We start from the raw sequence: 17,250 nt of genomic DNA on the forward strand, positions 1-17,250 counted from the left end.
CCGCCCGGTCGGCTCTGTCCAGCGCGAGCAAGTGCCCGCTCGGTGATCAGCTGCGCGGGATCTCGCGCATCTCGAAGGCCTCCACGACATCGCCGATCTTGATGTCCTGGAAGTTGCGGAGCACCAGACCGCACTCGAAGCCCTCGCGGACCTCGGACGCGTCGTCCTTCTCGCGGCGCAGCGAGGCGAGGTCGAGGTTGTCGGCCACCACCGCTCCGTCGCGCAGGACCCGCACCTTGGCGTTGCGGCGGATGAGGCCGGAGGTGACCATGCAGCCCGCGATGTTGCCGGCCTTGGACGAGCGGAAGATCTCGCGGATCTCCGCCTGGCCGAGGGTCGACTCCTCGTAGATGGGCTTGAGCATGCCCTTGAGGGCCGCCTCGATCTCCTCGATCGCCTGGTAGATGACCGAGTAGTAGCGGATCTCGACACCCTCCTTGTCGGCCATCTGGCTCGCCTTGCCCTGCGGGCGGACGTTGAAGCCGATGATGATGGCGTCGGAGGCGGCGGCGAGGTCGACGTTGGTCTCGGTGATCGCACCGACGCCGCGGTCGATCACGCGGAGCGAGACCTCCTCGCCCACGTCGATCTGCGACAGCGCGTCCTCGAGCGCCTCGACCGAACCGGACACGTCGCCCTTGAGGATGAGGTTGAGCTCCTGGCTCTCCCCCTTCTCCATGGAGGCCATGAAGTCCTCGAGGCTGCGGCGCACGCGACGCTTGGCCTGCATGGCCGCCCGCTCACGTGCCTCGCGCTTCTCGGCGATCTGGCGGGCCATGCGGTCGTCCTCGACCACGATGAAGTTCTGGCCCGCACCCGGCACCGCCGAGAGACCCAGCACCATCGCCGGACGCGACGGGTCGGCCTCGGTGATCTCGTTGCCGTGCTCGTCGAGCATCGCGCGGACGCGGCCGTGGGCCGGACCGGCGACGATCGAGTCGCCCACGCGCAGGGTTCCGCGCTGGACCAGGACCGTGGCGACCGGACCGCGACCGCGGTCGAGGTGCGCCTCGACCACGAGGCCCTGGGCGTCCTGGTCGGGGTTGGCCCGCAGGTCGAGCGAGGCGTCGGCGGTGAGGACGACGGCCTCGAGCAGCTTGTCGAGGTTGAGCCCGGCCTTGGCCGAGACGTCGACGAACATCGCGTCGCCGCCGTACTCCTCGGGGATCAGGCCGTACTCGGTGAGCTGGCCGCGGACCTTGGTGGAGTCGGCCTCGGGCTTGTCGATCTTGTTGACCGCGACCACGATCGGGACCTCGGCGGCCTTCGCGTGGTTGAGCGCCTCGACCGTCTGCGGCATCACGCCGTCGTCGGCCGCGACCACGAGGATCGCGATGTCGGTGGCCTGGGCACCACGGGCACGCATGGCGGTGAACGCCTCGTGACCGGGGGTGTCGATCAGGGTGATGCGACGGTCCTCGCCCTCGACCTCGGTGTGGACCTGGTAGGCACCGATGTGCTGGGTGATGCCACCGGCCTCCTTGTCGACCACGTTGGCGTCACGCAGCGCGTCGAGGAGCTTGGTCTTTCCGTGGTCGACGTGACCCATGACCGTGACGACCGGCGGACGGACGACCAGGTCGGCCTCGTCGCCCTCGTCGGCACCGAACTCGAGGTCGAACGTCTCGAGCAGCTCGCGGTCCTCGTCCTCCGGGGAGACGATCTGGACGACGTAGTTGAGCTCCTCGGCGAGCAGCTCGAACGTCTCGTCACCGACCGACTGGGTCGAGGTGACCATCTCGCCGAGCGAGAACAGCATCTGGACCAGGGCGGCCGCGTCGACGTTGATCTTCTCGGCGAAGTCGGTCAGCGACGCACCACGAGGCAGCCGGACCGTCTCTCCGTTGCCCTTGCGGACGCGCACGCCACCCAGGGTCGGGGCGTCCATCGCCTCGAACTCCTGACGACGTGCCCGCTTCGACTTGCGACCGCGGCGCGACGGACCACCGGGGCGACCGAACGCACCCTGGGTCTGGCCGCGCTGGCCGGGACGACCGCCACCGGGACGACCGCCACCGGACGGGCCGAAGCCGCCGGGACGACCGGGAGCGCCACCGGGGGCACCGGCACCGGGACGACCCGGGGCACCGCCGCGACCGGGGGCACCCGGACGGCCGGGACCGCCACCGGGGCCACCACGGGCCGGACGCGCGCCCGGACCGTTGCCGAAGGCGGCCGGGGACTTGGGCATCATCGCCGGGTTGGGACGCGGCATGCCGGGACGTCCCTCGCCGCCGGCCGGCGGACGCGGCGGGCGGTTGTCGTCGCCGCTCGAGGTGCGCGGGGCGGGGCGCTGCCCCATGCCCTGGCTGGGGGCGAACGGGTTGTTGCCCGGACGCGGTGCGCCGGGGCGACCGACGGGGCGAGGTGCCGGGCTCGGGGCCTTCGCGGCCGGGGCAGCAGGCGCCTCGGGCTCGGCCGGCGGGGCCTTGGGCTCGGCGGCAGGTGCCTTCGGGCCGGGCTTCGGGCCGGGCTTGGCGGCGGGCGCTGCCGGCTCGGCAGCCGGAGCCGCGGTCTCGGCGACGGGCGCCTCAGCCGGGGCCTCGACGGCGGGTGCCTCGGCCGGGGCCTCAGGGGCCTCGGTGGCGGCGGGTGCCGGTGCGGGCTTGGGGCCGGGCTTGGGCGCGGCCTTCTTGGCGGCCGACTTCTCGGCCGGCGCAGCGGTCTCGGCGGGCGCCGAGGCCGCTGCGGCCTTCAGCTCGTCGCCGTACTGCTTCTTGAAGCGCATCTCGACGGGCGGCTCGACAGTCGACGATGCCGACTTGACGAACTCCCCCATCTCCTTGAGCTTCTCGAGAACGAACTTGCTCTCGACTCCGAACTCCTTGGCGAGTTCGTGGACTCGGGTCTTTGCCACGGTTGGTTACTACTCCTTCTGGTCCGTGACCCCAGAAGGAGGGGAAACGGAACAGCTAGTGGGTGTGCACACTCATTACGAGTTACTCATCGAGTGCTCATGAGCTGCGTGCTCCAGTTTCTGGTCGGTCGTGCTGTGGATCGGAAAAGTGGTGCAGCGAGGCGAGGTAGTCCTCCACCGGCGCGCCGGCGAGCGAGACCCCCGAGCGGAGTGCTCGGGGAAACGCTCGGCGTCGCACCGCGAGCTGCCAACACTCGGGCGTGGGGTGGACGTGCGCCCCGCGGCCGGGTGCCCGGCGGTCCGGATCGGGCACCAGGGCGGGTCTGCCCTCGGCGTCCGAGCCTGCGACCACACGCAGCAACTCGCTCGCAGCGGCCTTCGTCCGGCAACCCACACAGGTCCGGACGGGTCCGGGCGCAGGGTTGTCAGACGTGGTGGCCACTGACCTCCACTCTAGCCGGTGCGGCCAGTGGTTTACGAACTGGGCGCTTCGCCTCAGCCCGCGCCGGGGGCGGGAGCTTCATCGGAGCGGATGTCGATGCGCCAGCCGGTGAGGCGAGCGGCGAGGCGGGCGTTCTGCCCCTCCTTGCCGATCGCGAGCGAGAGCTGGAAGTCGGGCACGACGACGCGGCACGAGCGGGCGGCCAGGTCGACGATCTCGACTGCCGTGACCCGGGCCGGGGAGAGGGCGTGGGCCACGAGCTCGGCCGGGTCCTCGGCCCAGTCGACGATGTCGATCTTCTCGCCGTGCAGCTCGCTCATCACGTTGCGCACCCGCTGGCCCATCGGACCGATGCACGCGCCCTTGGCGTTGACGCCGGGGACGGTCGAGTGCACCGCGATCTTGGTGCGGTGACCGGCCTCGCGGGCGATGGCGGCGACCTCGACGGTGCCGTCGGCGATCTCGGGCACCTCGAGCGCGAAGAGCTTCTTGACCAGCGTCGGGTGGGACCGGGACAGGGTGACCTGGGGACCGCGCATGCCCTTGCGGACCGACGTCACGAGGCACTTGATGCGCTCGCCGTGGACGTACTTCTCCCCCGGCACCCGCTCGCTGATCGGCAGGATGGCCTCGAGCTTGCCCAGGTCGACCATGACGTCGTCGGGGTTGCGGCCCTGCTGGATCGTGCCCGAGATGATGTCGCCCTCCTTGCCGGAGAACTCACCGAACGTCTTCTCGTCCTCGGCGTCGCGCAGCCGCTGCAGCATGACCTGCTTGGCGGTCGTCGCCGCGATCCGGCCGAACCCCTGGGGGGTGTCGTCGTACTCCGGGCCGGCCGTGCCGTCCTCGTCGAGCTCGCGTGCCCAGACGGTGACGTGGCCGGTCTTGCGGTCCAGCTCGACCCGCGCGGGGCGCGAGGACTCGGTCGCGCGCTGGTAGGCGGTGAGCAGGGCCTGCTCGATGGCCTCGGCCAGCACCTCGAAGGAGATCTCCTTCTCCCGCTCCAGCATGCGCAGGATGCTCAGGTCGATGTCCATCAGTCGTCCTTCTCGCCGGTCGTCCCGGCCTTGTCGGTCTTGCGGTTGAACTCGATCTGCACGAGCGCCTTGGCCACGTCGGCGTAGGCGACCTCGCGCTGCTTGCCGGAGACGTCCAGGGTCACCGACTCCTCGGTGGAGGACAGGATCCGGCCGGTGAGGCTCGACCCGTCGGTGAGCGTGACCTTGACGAGGCGGTCAGCGTTGCGGCGCCAGTGGCGCGGCAGGGTGAGGGGCCGGTCGACGCCGCGCGAGGTGACCTCGAGCGTGTAGGGCATCTCGCCCATGACGTCGGACTCGTCGAGCACGCGCGACACCTCGCGCGTCGCGTCGGCGACGTCGTCGAGGGTGACGCCGCCGTCCTTGTCGACCGCGACGCGCAGCACCCGGCGCTTGCCGGCGGGCGTCACCTCGACGGCCTCGACGTCGAGCGCCATCGCTCGCAAGGGGTCGACCAGCTCCGCCTCGATGCGGTCCCGGGTGGCGTCCTGGTGGGGGGTGCTCATCGGGTTGCGACCTCCTTGTGTAGTTGTCCGAGGACCACGATAGCCGCCTTCGGGTGGGCCGCGACAAACACCCGTGGCCGGTCCGGACCGGCTCGCGGGGCGGATAGGGTTCGGGGGTGCCCGGACGCCCGCTGACCCGTCGTACGACGGTGGGCGCGGCGCTGCTCGCCCCGCTCGCGGCGGCCGCCTGCGACATCGACCCGCCGGCTCGCGACGACGGTTCCGCGGACCCGACGCCGCCCCCGCCGGAGGACTCCGAGCTCGTGGCCGCGGTCGTCGCGGAGCTGGTCCGGGCCCGGTCGGTGGTGGAGGCGGCGACGCTGGCGGTTCCCGGGCTGACGCCGGTCCTCGAGCCGGTCGCGACGTCGCACGCCGCCCACCTCGAGGTGCTCGCCGGCGCGGTCGCCGACACCGACGTCCCCGCCCCGGCGCCGCCCACGATCGCGGGCGACCGGGCCCGCGCGCTGACCGTCGTACGTCGCTCGGAGCAGCGCCTGCTGCGCGAGGTGCGCCGCGGCTGCGTCGGCGCGGCCAGCGGCGACCTCGCCCGGGTGCTGGCCAGCATCGCCGCCTCCACCGCCCAGCACGGGGCGGTGCTCGCCGCTCCGCCCGGCGTCTCCGCCGCCGGGGAGGTCACGTGACCGTCCTCGACGCCCTCCAGGAGACGCTGGCCGACGAGCACGCCGCGCTCTACACCTACGGCGTGCTCGGCGCACGGACGTCACAGGCGACCTCGCCGGCGCTCCTCGAGACCCTGACGGCCGGCTACCGCCGCCACCGGGCCCGCCGCGACCAGCTCCGGCTCATGGTGCGCGACGCCGGCGGTGACCCGGTCGCCGCCGAGGTGGTCTACGACCTCGACGGCCCACTGCTCCGCCCCGCGCAGATCGAGCGAGCGGCGGCAGACATCGAGGCCGGGAGCGTGGAGGTGCTCCTCGCGCTCGTCGCCCGGTCGAGCGGCTCGGTGCGCGAGTGGGCGCTCACCGAGGCGACGTGGTCGGCCATGTGGCAGCTCCAGCTGGGGGGGACGGCCGAGACGTGGCCGGGCGCGCCCGAGCTCGACGGTCCCTGACGCACGCTGCGAGGACAAAGGCCCGGACACAGGAAGAGCGGCCCGCGGCCTCAACCCTTGGGAAAGTCCCGAGATCTCTCCCAAAGGCCGAGGACGCGGACCGCTCCGTGGGGTTGGTCAGCATCACCCTGTGTCGCCCAACCTGTGGGGGTGGTGGAGCGACATGCACAATCATGCATTCGATCCGGCAGATCCGAAAGCAGGATCCGCTTGCATGTTCCTGCAACGCACGAAGTTGCAGAAGTCCCACGCTCAGGACCCCTCCGACCGGCCCGTCAGGTGGCGTCGAGACGCCGTACGACGGCGGGGATCTCACTCAGCGAAGTGACCGTCGCGTCCGGCTCGCCCTCGGTGTGCCCGACCTGGTTGACCGGGATCGTGCTGTGCGGGACGTGGATCGCCCGCAGCCCGGCGTTGTGGGCGCCCCAGACGTCGTCGTACAGCCGGTCCCCCACGTAGACGCAGGCGGCCGGGTCGCTCACCCCGACGGCCTCCATCGCGGCGCCGAAGGCGAGCGGGGACGGCTTCGTCCACGGGACCTCGCTGGTGTAGACGTCCCCGTCGACGAGGTCGTACACCCCGTCGCGCTCGAAGAAGCCCACGTGCCACTCACGCGGCCACACGGTGTTGGACAGCACGCCGACCTTGATCCCCGACGCGCGCAGCTCCTCCCACATCGGCCTCACCTCCGGATCGGTCAGCGTGTGCGGCTCCCAGAACTCGTAGTACGCGCTCAGCAGGTCGGGGTCGTGGTCGAGCCCCGCCTCGGCGAAGAGGTCGGCGATGGTGGCGCTCTGCTGGTGGTCGCGGCTGCGCCCCCACACGACGTCGCCCGCGCGGTGCAGGCGCTCGGCGTGGGCGTGGTGGTCGTCGTCGGGCGAGGGCGTACGACGGACGGCCTCCGCGAGCGCCAGGGACTCGGCGTGGAAGTCCACGTCGTGCCACCGGGTCAGCGTGCCGCCCCAGTCGAAGATGACTGCCTCGATCACGACCGGACGATCTCGGTGATCCGGGCAACCGCGGAGCCGACGGCGACGTCCTCGCGCTCACCCGTGCGGCGGTCGCGGACCTCGACGTTGCCGTCGGCCAGGCCGCGGCCGACGGTGACGATCGTGGGCACCCCGATCAGCTCCGCGTCCTTGAACTTCACGCCCGGGCTGACCTTGCCGGTGCGGTCGTCGAGGAGCACCTCGACGCCGGCGGCCTTGAGGTCCTGGGCGAGCACCTCGGCTGCGGAGAAGACCGCCTCGTCCTTGCCCGCGGCAACGATGTGTACGTCGGCGGGGGCGACGTTGCGCGGCCAGCACAGGCCGATGTCGTCGAGCGTGCCCTCGGCGATCGCGGCCACGGCCCGCGAGGGGCCGATGCCGTAGGAGCCCATCGTGACGGTGACGAGCTTGCCGTTCTCGTCGAGCACCTTGAGCCCCAGCGCGTCGGCGTACTTGCGGCCGAGCTGGAAGATGTGGCCCATCTCGACACCGCGGGCGGACTCCAGGGTGCCCTCGCTGCAGTTGGGGCAGGAATCGCCGTCGCGCACGTCGGCGGCCTCGATGGTGCCGTCGGGCGTGAAGTCGCGTCCGACGACGAGGTCGAGCACGTGGGAGCCCGGCACGTTGGCACCGGTGACCCAGCGGGTGCCCTCGACGACGCGCGGGTCGACGAGGAACCGGATGCCGGATTTCGACTCCTCACCGAGGACCTCGGGACCGATGTAGCCCTTGACCAGTGCCGGGTGCTTCGCGAACTCGGCCTCGTCCATGGCCTCGACCTCGATGGGCTCGAGCTGGCCCTCGAGACGCTTCTGGTCGACGTCGCGGTCGCCGGGCACGCCGATCGCGAGGGGCTCGCGGGTGCCGTCGGGGTGCTTGAGCACGACCATCACGTTCTTGAGGGTGTCGCCGGCGGCCCACGGACGGTCGTCGCGCGGGTAGGCCGCGTTGAGGTGGTCGACCAGGGTGTCGATCGTCGGGGTGTCGGGGGTGTCCTCGGCGTGCGCGGCGGGAGCGTCGTCGTACGGCACCGCGGGCGGGGCGGGCACGGTGACGGCCTCGACGTTGGCGGCGTAGTCGCAGTGCGTGCAGCGCACGTAAGTGTCCTCGCCGACCTCGGCCTTGGCGAGGAACTCCTCGCTCGCCGAGCCGCCCATGGCGCCCGACGTCGCCTTGACGATGACGTACTCGAAGCCGAGCCGGTCGAAGATGCGGATGTAGGCGTCGCGGTGCTTCTGGTAGGACACCTCCAGCCCGGCGTCGTCGACGTCGAAGGAGTAGGAGTCCTTCATCACGAACTCACGCCCGCGCAGCAGGCCGGCGCGGGGCCGCGCCTCGTCGCGGTACTTGGTCTGGATCTGGTAGATCGAGAGCGGCAGGTCCTTGTAGGACGAGTAGAGGTCCTTCACGACGAGGGTGAACATCTCCTCGTGGGTGGGGCCGAGGAGGTAGTCACCGCCCTTGCGGTCCTGCAGCCGGAAGATGTTGGGGCCGTAGTCGGCCCAACGGCCGGTCGACTCGTAGGGCTCCTTGGGGAGCAGCGCCGGGAACGACAGCTCCTGGGCGCCCATGTCGTCCATCTCCTGGCGGATGATGTCCTCGATCTTGCGCAGCACCCGGAGGCCGAGCGGGAGCCACGTGTAGATGCCGGGTGCGGCGCGGCGGATGTAGCCGGCGCGGACGAGCAGCCTGTGGCTCGGCACCTCGGCGTCGTTGGGGTCGTCGCGCAGGGTGCGCACGAACAGGGTCGACATGCGGAGGATGCGGCCGGTCATGGGCGCAACGATAGGGGTGGGGTCGCAGGCGTCGCGAACCAGATTCGTCCAGAGTCTCAGGCAACCTGTGGCGGGCCCGCGACGTCTCCTCGACGACAGCACTTCACAGGGGGGACCATCATGCGTCGCTCGCTCGCCCTCACGCTCCTCACCGTCTTCTCCGCAGCAGCCGCGCTCACCGTGCCCGCCCAGGCCGCCGCACCCACCGTCGAGCTCCAGCCGCAGCAGCTGACGCGTGGCGCGGACATCGCGATCCCGCACGTCGAGGGCGGCGTGTTCGTCGACGGCGCGCAGCGCATCGAGCTGCCCGGTACCGAGGCCCGGATCATCGGCCGGTCGCACGGCGGCTGGATGGTGGGCACCCACCGCACCAACCGCGTCGGCGAGCAGCGCGGAGGTCGGGTCGTCCACCTCACGCCGGACGGCACCGTCCGCACCGTCCTGCGCGACATCGACCCGGCCATCGTGCAGGTGAGCGAGGACGGCAGCGCCCTGCTCGGTGTCCCCGACACCGGCAGGTCACGCGCCGCCGTCACGGTGTGGTCACCGATCACCGGCGCGGTGGCCGGGTCGCGGGCGTTCCGCCACTGGCCCGAGGTGGTTGCGGCCGACGGCGCGAAGGTGCTGGTTCGCACCGCCACGCGGACCTTCTGGTGGAACTACGCGCGCGACGAGGTGCGCCGCCCCCTCACGCGGAAGATCACCGGCACCGCGAGCATCGAGCACGACCTGCTCGTCACCTACACCAAGGACCCCTACCTCGGTGGATGCATGCGACTCGCGCGACTGAGCCGTCCCAAGGTGACCGTCTGGAGGTCGTGCCGGGACAGGGTCGCCGCCATCTCCCCCGACGGCACGGAGATCCTCACCTTCCACATCCTGACCGACGGCCTCGGCCCCGGCGAGATCCACCTGCGCGAGGTCGACGGCACCCGGCTGGCGACGTACACCACCAACTGGTTCGGCAGCTGGGGGTGGGAGTCGCCGGGCACCGTGCTCCTCGACGTGAACGGGAAGCGGAAGTCCGCGACCGTGCGCTGCACGCTCGGCGCCTGCGAGAACGCGACGGACCCGGTGAAGGTCCGCACGCCCTGATCCTGGCGACGTACGACATCCGGGCGCGCGAAACTGATGTCGTACGCCGCCACCGTGGGCGGCGGCCTCTCCCGGGGTGGCGGCAGGTTGCAGGTACGACGGCGCTCCGCCCGCGATGTGCCGCCACCTCTGCTCGCACGAACCCGATGGTGGCGGCAGATCGCACGTCCAGCGGCCCTCCGCGTGCGATGTGCCGCCACCATCGGCGGGCGCGGCGCGTGACCCTCAGGTCCCCAGGACGGTGAACGACGCGGCGGTAGCGGCGAGCACGGGATCGCCGGCCGCCGCCTCGCGGGCGGCGAGCATCGCGTCGCCGAGCCCGCCGCCCTGGCGCAGCCGGGCGTGGAGCGCGACCATCACCTCGACGGTGGCGGCATCGTCGACCTCGGCGAGGCTCGAGACGACGCCGGCGGTTCCCATGGACAACAGCGCGGCCGCCAGGCCGAGAAGCTCCTGGTCGCCGACCGGCTGCATGACGCCCGACTCGCAGGCCGACAGCACGACCCGGTGCGGCGGTCGCTCGAGGCCCTGGAGGTCGTGCACGAGCAGGGGGCCGTCGGCCATGGTGAGCGAGGAGAACAGCGGGCTGTCCTCACGGAAGTGACCGTGCGCGGCCACGTGCGCGAGCGCGGCCCCGTCCAGCGCGGCAAGAGCGGCCGCGACCGTCGCCTCCCCGCCGTCGAGCACCTGGGCATGCGGGTCGTCGGCCGCCACGGCCGGGACCTCGGCGCCGCCGCTCCCGAGACCCGGGCCGACGAGCATCACCCGCCGGTCGTCGACCGGTCTGGAGTCCCGTGCCCGCAGCCACAGCCGCGCCGACGGCGTGCTGGTCACCGGTCGGTGCGCCAGCGACGGGAGCAACCCCCATGGGACGCTCTGCAACGCAGCCGGGGCACAGATGACGACGTGCCCGCCCTTCACCCCGGCGAGCGCACTCCCCAGCAGGGCTCGCTCGAGCCGCGATCCGGCGACGTCCAGCTGCGCCCGTCTTCCGCGCGCGGCCTGGCGGAGGGTGAACAGCGCGAAGTCCACGGCGGCGGCGGCTGCCGCGGCATCGCCGACCACCCGACGACGTACACGCCCGCGGCCGGCCACGATCGCGTGCAGCACGCCGTCGAGCTCGGTCAGCTCGACGAGCACGGTGTCGTCCTCGGCGAGCGCGTCGAGGAGCGCGCCCACGTCGAGGGCCGCCGCCGCCTCTCCCGACCCCCGCTGCTGCAGGAGCCGCCGGCGGACCTGCTGCTCGAGCCGCGTCGCGCGCGCCTCGAGCGCATCGGCTGGCGCTCCTTCAGAGCGGGCCTGGTCGAGGCGTTGGCGTTGGGCCCGGAGGGCAGCCAGGTCGGCCGCGATCGCCTCGTCGGGGCGAGCGCTCCGGAGGGGCGTCGAGAGGGCCGTGGCCCGCCACCGCTCGGACCATCGCAGCAGCTGTCGAGCGTCTCTGCCGGCCATCGCGGTCCGCGTGCCGAGCTCCGCCAGGGCAGCACCGTGACCGGCGGACCCGGCCCGCAGCTCCTGGCTGCCCAGCGTCGCCTGCTGCTCGTCCAGCGCGCGCAGGCCGAGCTCGCACGCACGCAGCACACCGCCCCGGTCGCCGGCCAGGTCGCGCGCCCGCGCCTGCGCCAACCAGCCGAGGGCCCGCTCGGAACCCGTGGTGGCACGACGGTAGGACGCAGCCTCGGCCAGCCAGTCCGACGCGAGCGTCGCGGCGCGCTCGGACCGGACACGGCTCGCTAGACCTGCCCCGACGAGGAGAGCATGCGGCAGCTGGGGCGCCCTGGCCTCGCGCATGCCGTCGACGACGCGCTGCACCCGGGTGAGCAAGGGCCTGCCACGGCCGCCGGCCCGGTCACGCGCGGTGATCGAGAGGAGGTCGGCATCCATCCGGTGGACGTGCCGCGACTGTGCGCGCAGGAGCGACGAACCCTGGTCGGCGGCCGCCGCGGCGCGGTCCAGGTCGCCGGCAGCGAGGGCCGCGCCCGCAACCGCCACGAGCAGGTCCGCCTCCTCGCGCGGCTGGAGAGGCCGGGCGGCAAGGGCGGACTCGACGACGGCGCGGGCGTCCTGGGCGAGCCCGCCGGCCAGATAGGCAGCCACCTGGTCGAGGACGAGGTCGACGCTCGTCACGCCGAGGGAGTCGAAGAGCGCGGCCGCTGCGGCGTACTGCTGGAGCGCGCGCGGCAGGTCGCCGCGCACGAAGGCCAGCCAGCCGGTGTTGTGCTCGGCGACGGCCACGCCGTACATGTCGCCGAGGGAGGCGGAGATCTCGCCGAAGCGAGCGAACCCGTCCGCCGCGGACCCGACGTCACCGAGCTTGACCTCGACCAGGGCCTGGAGGTTGAGCACGCGCGCCTCCCACACCTGGTCGCCGGATCCGGCGAACAGCTCGCGGGCCCTCCTCAGGTCTGCGGCACTCTCCTCGAACCGGGCGAGCAGGTGGCCGAGGACGTAGGCCCGCCGGTGGAGCACCCGCGCGAGCGGTACGCCGTCGAGCATGGTCGACGCCTCGTCCAGGTATCGCAGGCCGTCGCGCATGCGACCGACCACGCACAAGGTGGTGCCCAGCGTCGCCATGACCTCGGCGGCGCGGTCGGGGTCGCCGGAGTGCCGGGCCAGCCGCCGGGCCGCGCGCAGCTCGCCCAGCGCGCCGTCGATGTCGCCGACCTCGCGCAGCACGATGCCCACGACCTGGTGCCCGATGGAGGCGAGCGCCGGGTCAGGGTCGTGCACGAGGAGCTCCTGCGCCATCCGGCGCGCCGACTGCGGATCGGAGAAGAGGTTGCGGAGCAGCTCCTCCGCCTCGTCCCGATCCACCCATCCATCCTCGCGGATCGACGTCGAAAACTCTCCGAAACCTCTCGGCCCGAGACGCGCACGCCGCTAGCGTCGGTGCATGAGCGACTGGAAGATCGGCGACGACCGACGACGACGCACCACCGACCAGCTGCGGCACCTCCGCAGGGCCAACGAGGGACAGGTCCACTGGGACACCGAGGCTCCGGCGGACTTCACGTTCCTCTTCCACCCCGACCACCTGCTGGTGGACGCCGAGGACGTCGACGTGTTCGAGGAGGCGGTGGCACGCCTCGACAAGGGCGTCCTGTCCGAGCCGCCGCGGCGCGACGACGTCCGCCTGCTCGACGGAGCCCTCGTGCGCTACGTCCTGCCGACGCGTCAGGGGGGCGAGACGGTGCCGGAGGTGCTCGACCTGCTGGAGGAGGCTGGGCTGCCCGACGGAGCCGCGTCCCCTGACCACTGGGTGCACGTCTCCCCGGGCGGAGGTGGCGGGGCGGCGTGCCCGGCCGTCGAGCCCGAGGAGACCGGCCTCACCGATCCGTGGCCACCGATCGAGCCGCAGGAGAAGGGCGACGAGGTCAGCGTCGTCGTCGTGGACACCGGATGGCACCCGCCCGCAGCCACCGATCCCCGCACGCCGTGGCTGAAGGGGGTCGACGGGGACGACGAGAACAACGGCGCCCACCTGCGGCCCTACGCCGGCCACGGCACCTTCATCGCCGGTGTCGTGCGCTGCGCCGCCCCGCGCACCCGGATCTTCGTCGAGGGCTTCGCGGTCGACGGCGTCGGCGGCGGCGGCATCCTGGAGTCGGAGATGCTGCTCCAGCTCGAGGAGGCGATGACCCACGACCCGCAGGTCATCAACCTGTCGGCCGGGTGCCGCACGTGGCGCGACCGCCCCTCCAAGGCGTTCGCTGCGTTCTACAGGGACCTCCTCAAGGGCAGCGACTGCGTCATGGTGGCCGCGGCGGGCAACGACTCGTGGGCCGCCCCCTTCTGGCCGGCCGCCTTCGACTGGTGCGTCGGCGTCGGGTCGCTCGACCGCGACGAGCGGGTCTCGTCCTTCTCGAACTTCGGCGTGTCGGCCGACGTCTACGTCGTCGGCCGCAACCACGTCAACGCGTTCCCCGACGGGACCTTCACGTGCCACGAGACCCCGAACAAGGGCGACGTCCGGGTCTTCGGCACCGGGATGGCGCGGTGGAGCGGGACGTCGTTCGCGGCCCCGCTCGTGGCCGGCCTGATCGCCCGCGAGATCAGCGAGCACGGCGTGAGCGCCGCGGACGCCCGCACGGCGGTGCTGAAGCGCGCTGTCCGCGACTCCGACCCGACCATCGGGCCGGTCAAGGAGCTGCGCCGCCCCTACGTGTGAGGGGTGGCTCCGGAGAACTGGTTCAGAGCTCGATCCAGCGGCTGGTCGCCGACCGGTCGCCGTCACGCACCGTGAAGCGGACCGACCCGGTCGGCTCGGCGGTGAGGACGAAGAACCCCACCTCGTCGAGGCCGGTGGCCCAGCTCTGCCCGTCTGTGGTCTCCACCACGACCTCGACGGCCCCCATGTCACCGTCGAAGTCGAGCAGCTGTCCGCGCACCTGCCCCTCGTCGAGCTCGGCGTCGAGCGACCAGCCCTCGGCGGCGGTGAAGTAGAGGATCCGCGACGTGGCGAGCCCCCTCACCTGGGCGGCGGGCTCGTCACGCGAGTCGCGGACCAGGGTGAGCATCTCCCACTCCGCGTCGAGGTCGGCGGCAGCGACGGCGGCGATCATCGTCGCGACGAGGCCGGGCGGCGGCGGGTCGTAGGTCATCCACATGTCACGTAGGTCTCCGAGGAGAGCGGCGTCCCCATCAGTCATCGCTCGCCTCCTTTCATCAGGGCGGTCCGGACCTTCGCCAGGCACCGGGCCCTTGTGGGGCCGATGCTCCCGACCGGCATGTCGAGGTCCCGGCTGATCGACTGGTAGTCGGGGCGATCCATGAAGGCCACGACTCTCAGCAGCTTGCGGCAGCGCTCGTCGACGGAGGCCACGGCTCCCCACAGCCGTGACGCCTCGTCGTCGAGCACGGCGAGCGCCTCGGCCGACTCCGCGTCAGGGAGGGCGGCGTGCAGCGTCTCGTCCTGCACCGGGGTCGCACGTCGCGCGGCCCGGGCATGTGCGGCGGCGCCGCGCCTGGCTGAGGTGATCAGCCAGGACGCGACCGCCTGTGGGTCCTCGATGGTCCGGTGGAGGCGTACGAAACCGAGCCAGGTCGCCTGGATCACGTCCTCGGCGCTCTGGCGGTCGTGCCCGTAGGCCCGCACCACGTGCCACAGGATCGGCGTCATCGTGGCAACCAGCTCGTCCATCGCCTTGGCGTCCCCCGAACGCCAGGCGATGAACGCCCCACTGGCCATGTCCCACGGTGACTGCTCGGACTGCCCCTCAGTCCTTCGGTCCTCTGACATGGTGACCATTGTCCCCATGTCAGCTCAGGTGCGCGTACACCCCTGTGTGATACACGACGGACAAATGTTTTTCACCGCCGTCGTGCGGCCTAGAACATCAGCGTCGCGAAGGTCGCGGTCTGCTCGAAACCGACCCGTGCGTACGCCGCCCGCGCGGGGGTGTTCCACTCGTTCACGTAGAGCGAGACGACCGGGGCCAGGCCGGTGGAGATGACGTGCGAGACCACCGCCGCCATGCCGCTGGTGGAGAGACCCTCGCCCCTGCGGTCGGAGCGGACCCACACGCCCTGCACCTGGGCGGCGTACGGCGTGACGCAGGCGACCTCGGCCTTGAAGACCACCCCCTGGTCGTCGAAGCTCGCCATCGACCAGCCGCGACCGATGAGCTGCTGGATCCGCGCGCGGTAGAGGTCTCCCCCACCGGCGTCGTTCTCGGGCGAGACACCGACCTCCTCGGTGTACATCGCCACGCACGCGGGGTAGAGCACGTCGAGGTCACGAGGCGTGGTGACCCGGACGCGGGGGTCCGCGGCGATCGTCGGGACCCGCCTCATCTCCAGGTGCGGCTGGTCGGGGCGGAACTCGCGGGGTCGGGCCCAGCGCGGCTCGATCATCTCCCAGAGCGCGGCCACCACGTCGGCGGGGCCCACGATGGTGCCGACCGTGTTGCGACGGCGCAGCGCCACGTCGGCGAACGCGCCCACGTCGTCGGGAGTGCACTGCACCGGGACCAGGTTGGCCCCCAGGTGGCACCCCGCGACGAGCCGGTCGCCCTCGAAGCGCCCCCACACCTGTCCCCCGAGCCACCGCTCGTCGAGGTTGGTGAGGCGCGCGCGGTAGTCGGCGAAGACGTTGACGACCGGGTCCTGCTCCGCGAGCGCGATGAACGCGTCCCGGTCTTCCGGGCCCAGCACGCGCACCTGCTCGCGGGTCCTCAGCACCTTCGTGAGCCTAGGGGTGCGCAAGGGCGCGGGACCAGCGGTCCCACCCGGTGGGGCTGTCAGGAGACGCTGACGGTCGCCTCAGCGCCGTCAACCGGCTCCATCCCCTCGGCGATGCGCATGGCCTCCTCGATGAGGGTCTCCACGATCTGCGACTCGGGGACGGTCTTGATGACCTCGCCCTTGACGAAGATCTGGCCCTTGCCGTTGCCGGAGGCGACGCCGAGGTCGGCCTCGCGCGCCTCGCCCGGCCCGTTGACGACACAGCCCATCACGGCCACGCGCAGCGGCACCTCGAGGCCGTCGAGGCCGGCGGTGACCTCCTCGGCGAGCTTGTAGACGTCGACCTGGGCACGACCGCAGGACGGGCAGGAGACGATCTCGAGCCGGCGCGGCTTGAGGTTGAGTGACTCCAGGATCTGGAGGCCGACCTTGACCTCCTCGACCGGGGGCGCGGAGAGCGAGACGCGGATGGTGTCGCCGATGCCCTGGCTGAGCAGGTGGCCGAAGGCGACGGCGGACTTGATGGTGCCCTGGAAGGCCGGGCCGGCCTCGGTCACGCCGAGGTGCAGCGGCCAGTCACCGGCCTCGGCGAGCAGCTCGTAGGCCCGCACCATCACGACGGGGTCGTTGTGCTTGACCGAGATCTTGAAGTCGTGGAAGTCGTGCTCCTCGAAGAGGCTGGCCTCCCACACCGCGGACTCGACGAGCGCCTCGGGCGTGGCCTTGCCGTACTTGTCGAGGATGCGCTTGTCGAGCGAGCCGGCGTTCACGCCGATCCGGATCGAGGTGCCGCGGTCCTTGGCGGCCCGGGCGATCTCCTTCACCTGGTCGTCGAACTTGCGGATGTTGCCGGGGTTGACCCGGACGGCCGCGCAGCCGGCGTCGATGGCGGCGAAGACGTACTTCGGCTGGAAGTGGATGTCGGCGATCACGGGGATCTGCGAGTGCTGCGCGATCTCCGGCAGCGCGTCGGCGTCGTCCTGGCTGGGGCACGCCACGCGCACGATGTCGCACCCCGTGGCGGTGAGCTCGGCGATCTGCTGGAGGGTCGAGTTCACGTCGGAGGTCAGCGTGGTGGTCATCGACTGGACCGAGATCGGCGAGTCGCTGCCGACACCCACGGACCCCACCTTGATCTGGCGGGTCTTGCGGCGGGGAGCCAGGACGGGGGGCGGGAGGGCAGGCATGCCCAGGCCGACGGAAGTCATGGCGCCATCGTACGGGCCGGGCAGCAGGACGCCGCTGCTCGGGCACGCCTCCCGCGCACGCCCGGGCAGCGGCACCCGTCGCACGATTC

General features: G+C 72.1%; 15 protein-coding genes. 4 read left to right on the forward strand and 11 right to left on the reverse strand.

Features of this window, described 5'->3' with window-relative positions:
- Nucleotides 1-46 precede the first annotated feature (46 nt).
- From infB to rimP, 4 genes are all read right to left on the reverse strand, one after another.
- Nucleotides 47-2,857 (reverse strand): translation initiation factor IF-2, encoded by a 2,811-nt coding sequence (infB, locus tag HOO61_RS19370; protein ID WP_172259204.1) that lies wholly within the window; start codon nucleotides 2,855-2,857, stop codon nucleotides 47-49.
- Nucleotides 2,858-2,954: 97 nt separating this feature from the next.
- A complete protein-coding gene (locus HOO61_RS19375) occupies nucleotides 2,955-3,299 on the reverse strand; it encodes a YlxR family protein (protein ID WP_172259203.1) in 345 nt (114 codons plus the stop codon).
- A gap of 53 nt (nucleotides 3,300-3,352) precedes the next feature.
- A complete protein-coding gene (gene nusA, locus HOO61_RS19380) occupies nucleotides 3,353-4,336 on the reverse strand; it encodes a transcription termination factor NusA (RefSeq protein WP_172259202.1) in 984 nt (327 codons plus the stop codon).
- Nucleotides 4,336-4,842 carry a ribosome maturation factor RimP gene (gene rimP / locus HOO61_RS19385; protein ID WP_172259201.1) on the reverse strand — a complete coding sequence of 169 codons (507 nt, stop codon included), beginning with the start codon at nucleotides 4,840-4,842 and terminating at the stop codon, nucleotides 4,336-4,338. The genes nusA and rimP overlap by 1 nt, the downstream gene beginning before the upstream one ends.
- Nucleotides 4,843-4,958: 116 nt before the next feature.
- On the opposite strand from rimP, the gene HOO61_RS25050 reads away from it, so the two are divergent.
- A complete protein-coding gene (locus HOO61_RS25050; RefSeq protein ID WP_172259200.1) occupies nucleotides 4,959-5,483 on the forward strand; it encodes a hypothetical protein in 525 nt (174 codons plus the stop codon).
- Entirely contained in the window at nucleotides 5,480-5,914 is a 435-nt protein-coding gene (locus HOO61_RS19395) for a ferritin-like domain-containing protein (RefSeq protein ID WP_172259199.1), read from the forward strand. The genes HOO61_RS25050 and HOO61_RS19395 overlap by 4 nt, the downstream gene beginning before the upstream one ends.
- 275 nt (nucleotides 5,915-6,189) lie before the next feature.
- On the opposite strand, the gene HOO61_RS19400 is transcribed toward HOO61_RS19395, so the two are convergent.
- Together HOO61_RS19400 and HOO61_RS19405 are read right to left on the reverse strand one after the other, a co-directional pair.
- A complete protein-coding gene (locus tag HOO61_RS19400; protein WP_172259198.1) occupies nucleotides 6,190-6,903 on the reverse strand; it encodes an HAD family hydrolase in 714 nt (237 codons plus the stop codon).
- A complete protein-coding gene (locus tag HOO61_RS19405) occupies nucleotides 6,900-8,678 on the reverse strand; it encodes a proline--tRNA ligase (RefSeq protein WP_253942391.1) in 1,779 nt (592 codons plus the stop codon). Before HOO61_RS19405 ends, HOO61_RS19400 begins: the two co-directional genes overlap by 4 nt.
- Nucleotides 8,679-8,798: 120 nt before the next feature.
- Between HOO61_RS19405 and HOO61_RS19410 the strand changes: the two genes are divergently transcribed.
- A complete protein-coding gene (locus HOO61_RS19410; protein ID WP_172259197.1) occupies nucleotides 8,799-9,773 on the forward strand; it encodes a hypothetical protein in 975 nt (324 codons plus the stop codon).
- Between the two features lie 225 nt (nucleotides 9,774-9,998).
- Here the strand turns inward: HOO61_RS19410 and HOO61_RS25055 are convergent, their stop codons facing one another.
- A complete protein-coding gene (locus tag HOO61_RS25055; RefSeq protein ID WP_172259196.1) occupies nucleotides 9,999-12,584 on the reverse strand; it encodes a CHAT domain-containing protein in 2,586 nt (861 codons plus the stop codon).
- A 79-nt stretch (nucleotides 12,585-12,663) separates the two neighbouring features.
- Between HOO61_RS25055 and HOO61_RS19420 the strand changes: the two genes are divergently transcribed.
- Complete coding sequence (locus HOO61_RS19420; protein ID WP_172259195.1) at nucleotides 12,664-13,938, forward strand: S8/S53 family peptidase; 1,275 nt, start codon at nucleotides 12,664-12,666, stop codon at nucleotides 13,936-13,938.
- Nucleotides 13,939-13,960: 22 nt separating this feature from the next.
- On the opposite strand, the gene HOO61_RS19425 is transcribed toward HOO61_RS19420, so the two are convergent.
- The 4 genes from HOO61_RS19425 to ispG form a co-directional block, all read right to left on the reverse strand.
- Nucleotides 13,961-14,419, reverse strand: coding sequence for a hypothetical protein (locus HOO61_RS19425; RefSeq protein ID WP_172259194.1), 459 nt, complete (start codon nucleotides 14,417-14,419; stop codon nucleotides 13,961-13,963).
- Entirely contained in the window at nucleotides 14,416-15,009 is a 594-nt protein-coding gene (locus tag HOO61_RS19430) for an RNA polymerase sigma factor (protein WP_216658895.1), read from the reverse strand. The genes HOO61_RS19425 and HOO61_RS19430 overlap by 4 nt, the downstream gene beginning before the upstream one ends.
- 89 nt (nucleotides 15,010-15,098) lie before the next feature.
- The gene (locus tag HOO61_RS19435) at nucleotides 15,099-15,950 is read right to left on the reverse strand and encodes a GNAT family N-acetyltransferase (protein WP_172259192.1); all 852 of its coding nucleotides are present in this window, start codon (nucleotides 15,948-15,950) and stop codon (nucleotides 15,099-15,101) included.
- Nucleotides 15,951-16,009: 59 nt separating this feature from the next.
- Nucleotides 16,010-17,161 (reverse strand): flavodoxin-dependent (E)-4-hydroxy-3-methylbut-2-enyl-diphosphate synthase, encoded by a 1,152-nt coding sequence (ispG, locus tag HOO61_RS19440; RefSeq protein WP_172259191.1) that lies wholly within the window; start codon nucleotides 17,159-17,161, stop codon nucleotides 16,010-16,012.
- Nucleotides 17,162-17,250: the final 89 nt, after the last annotated feature.

The organism is Nocardioides sp. zg-1230, assembly GCF_013155335.1.
Taxonomy (GTDB): Bacteria; Actinomycetota; Actinomycetes; order Propionibacteriales; family Nocardioidaceae; genus Nocardioides.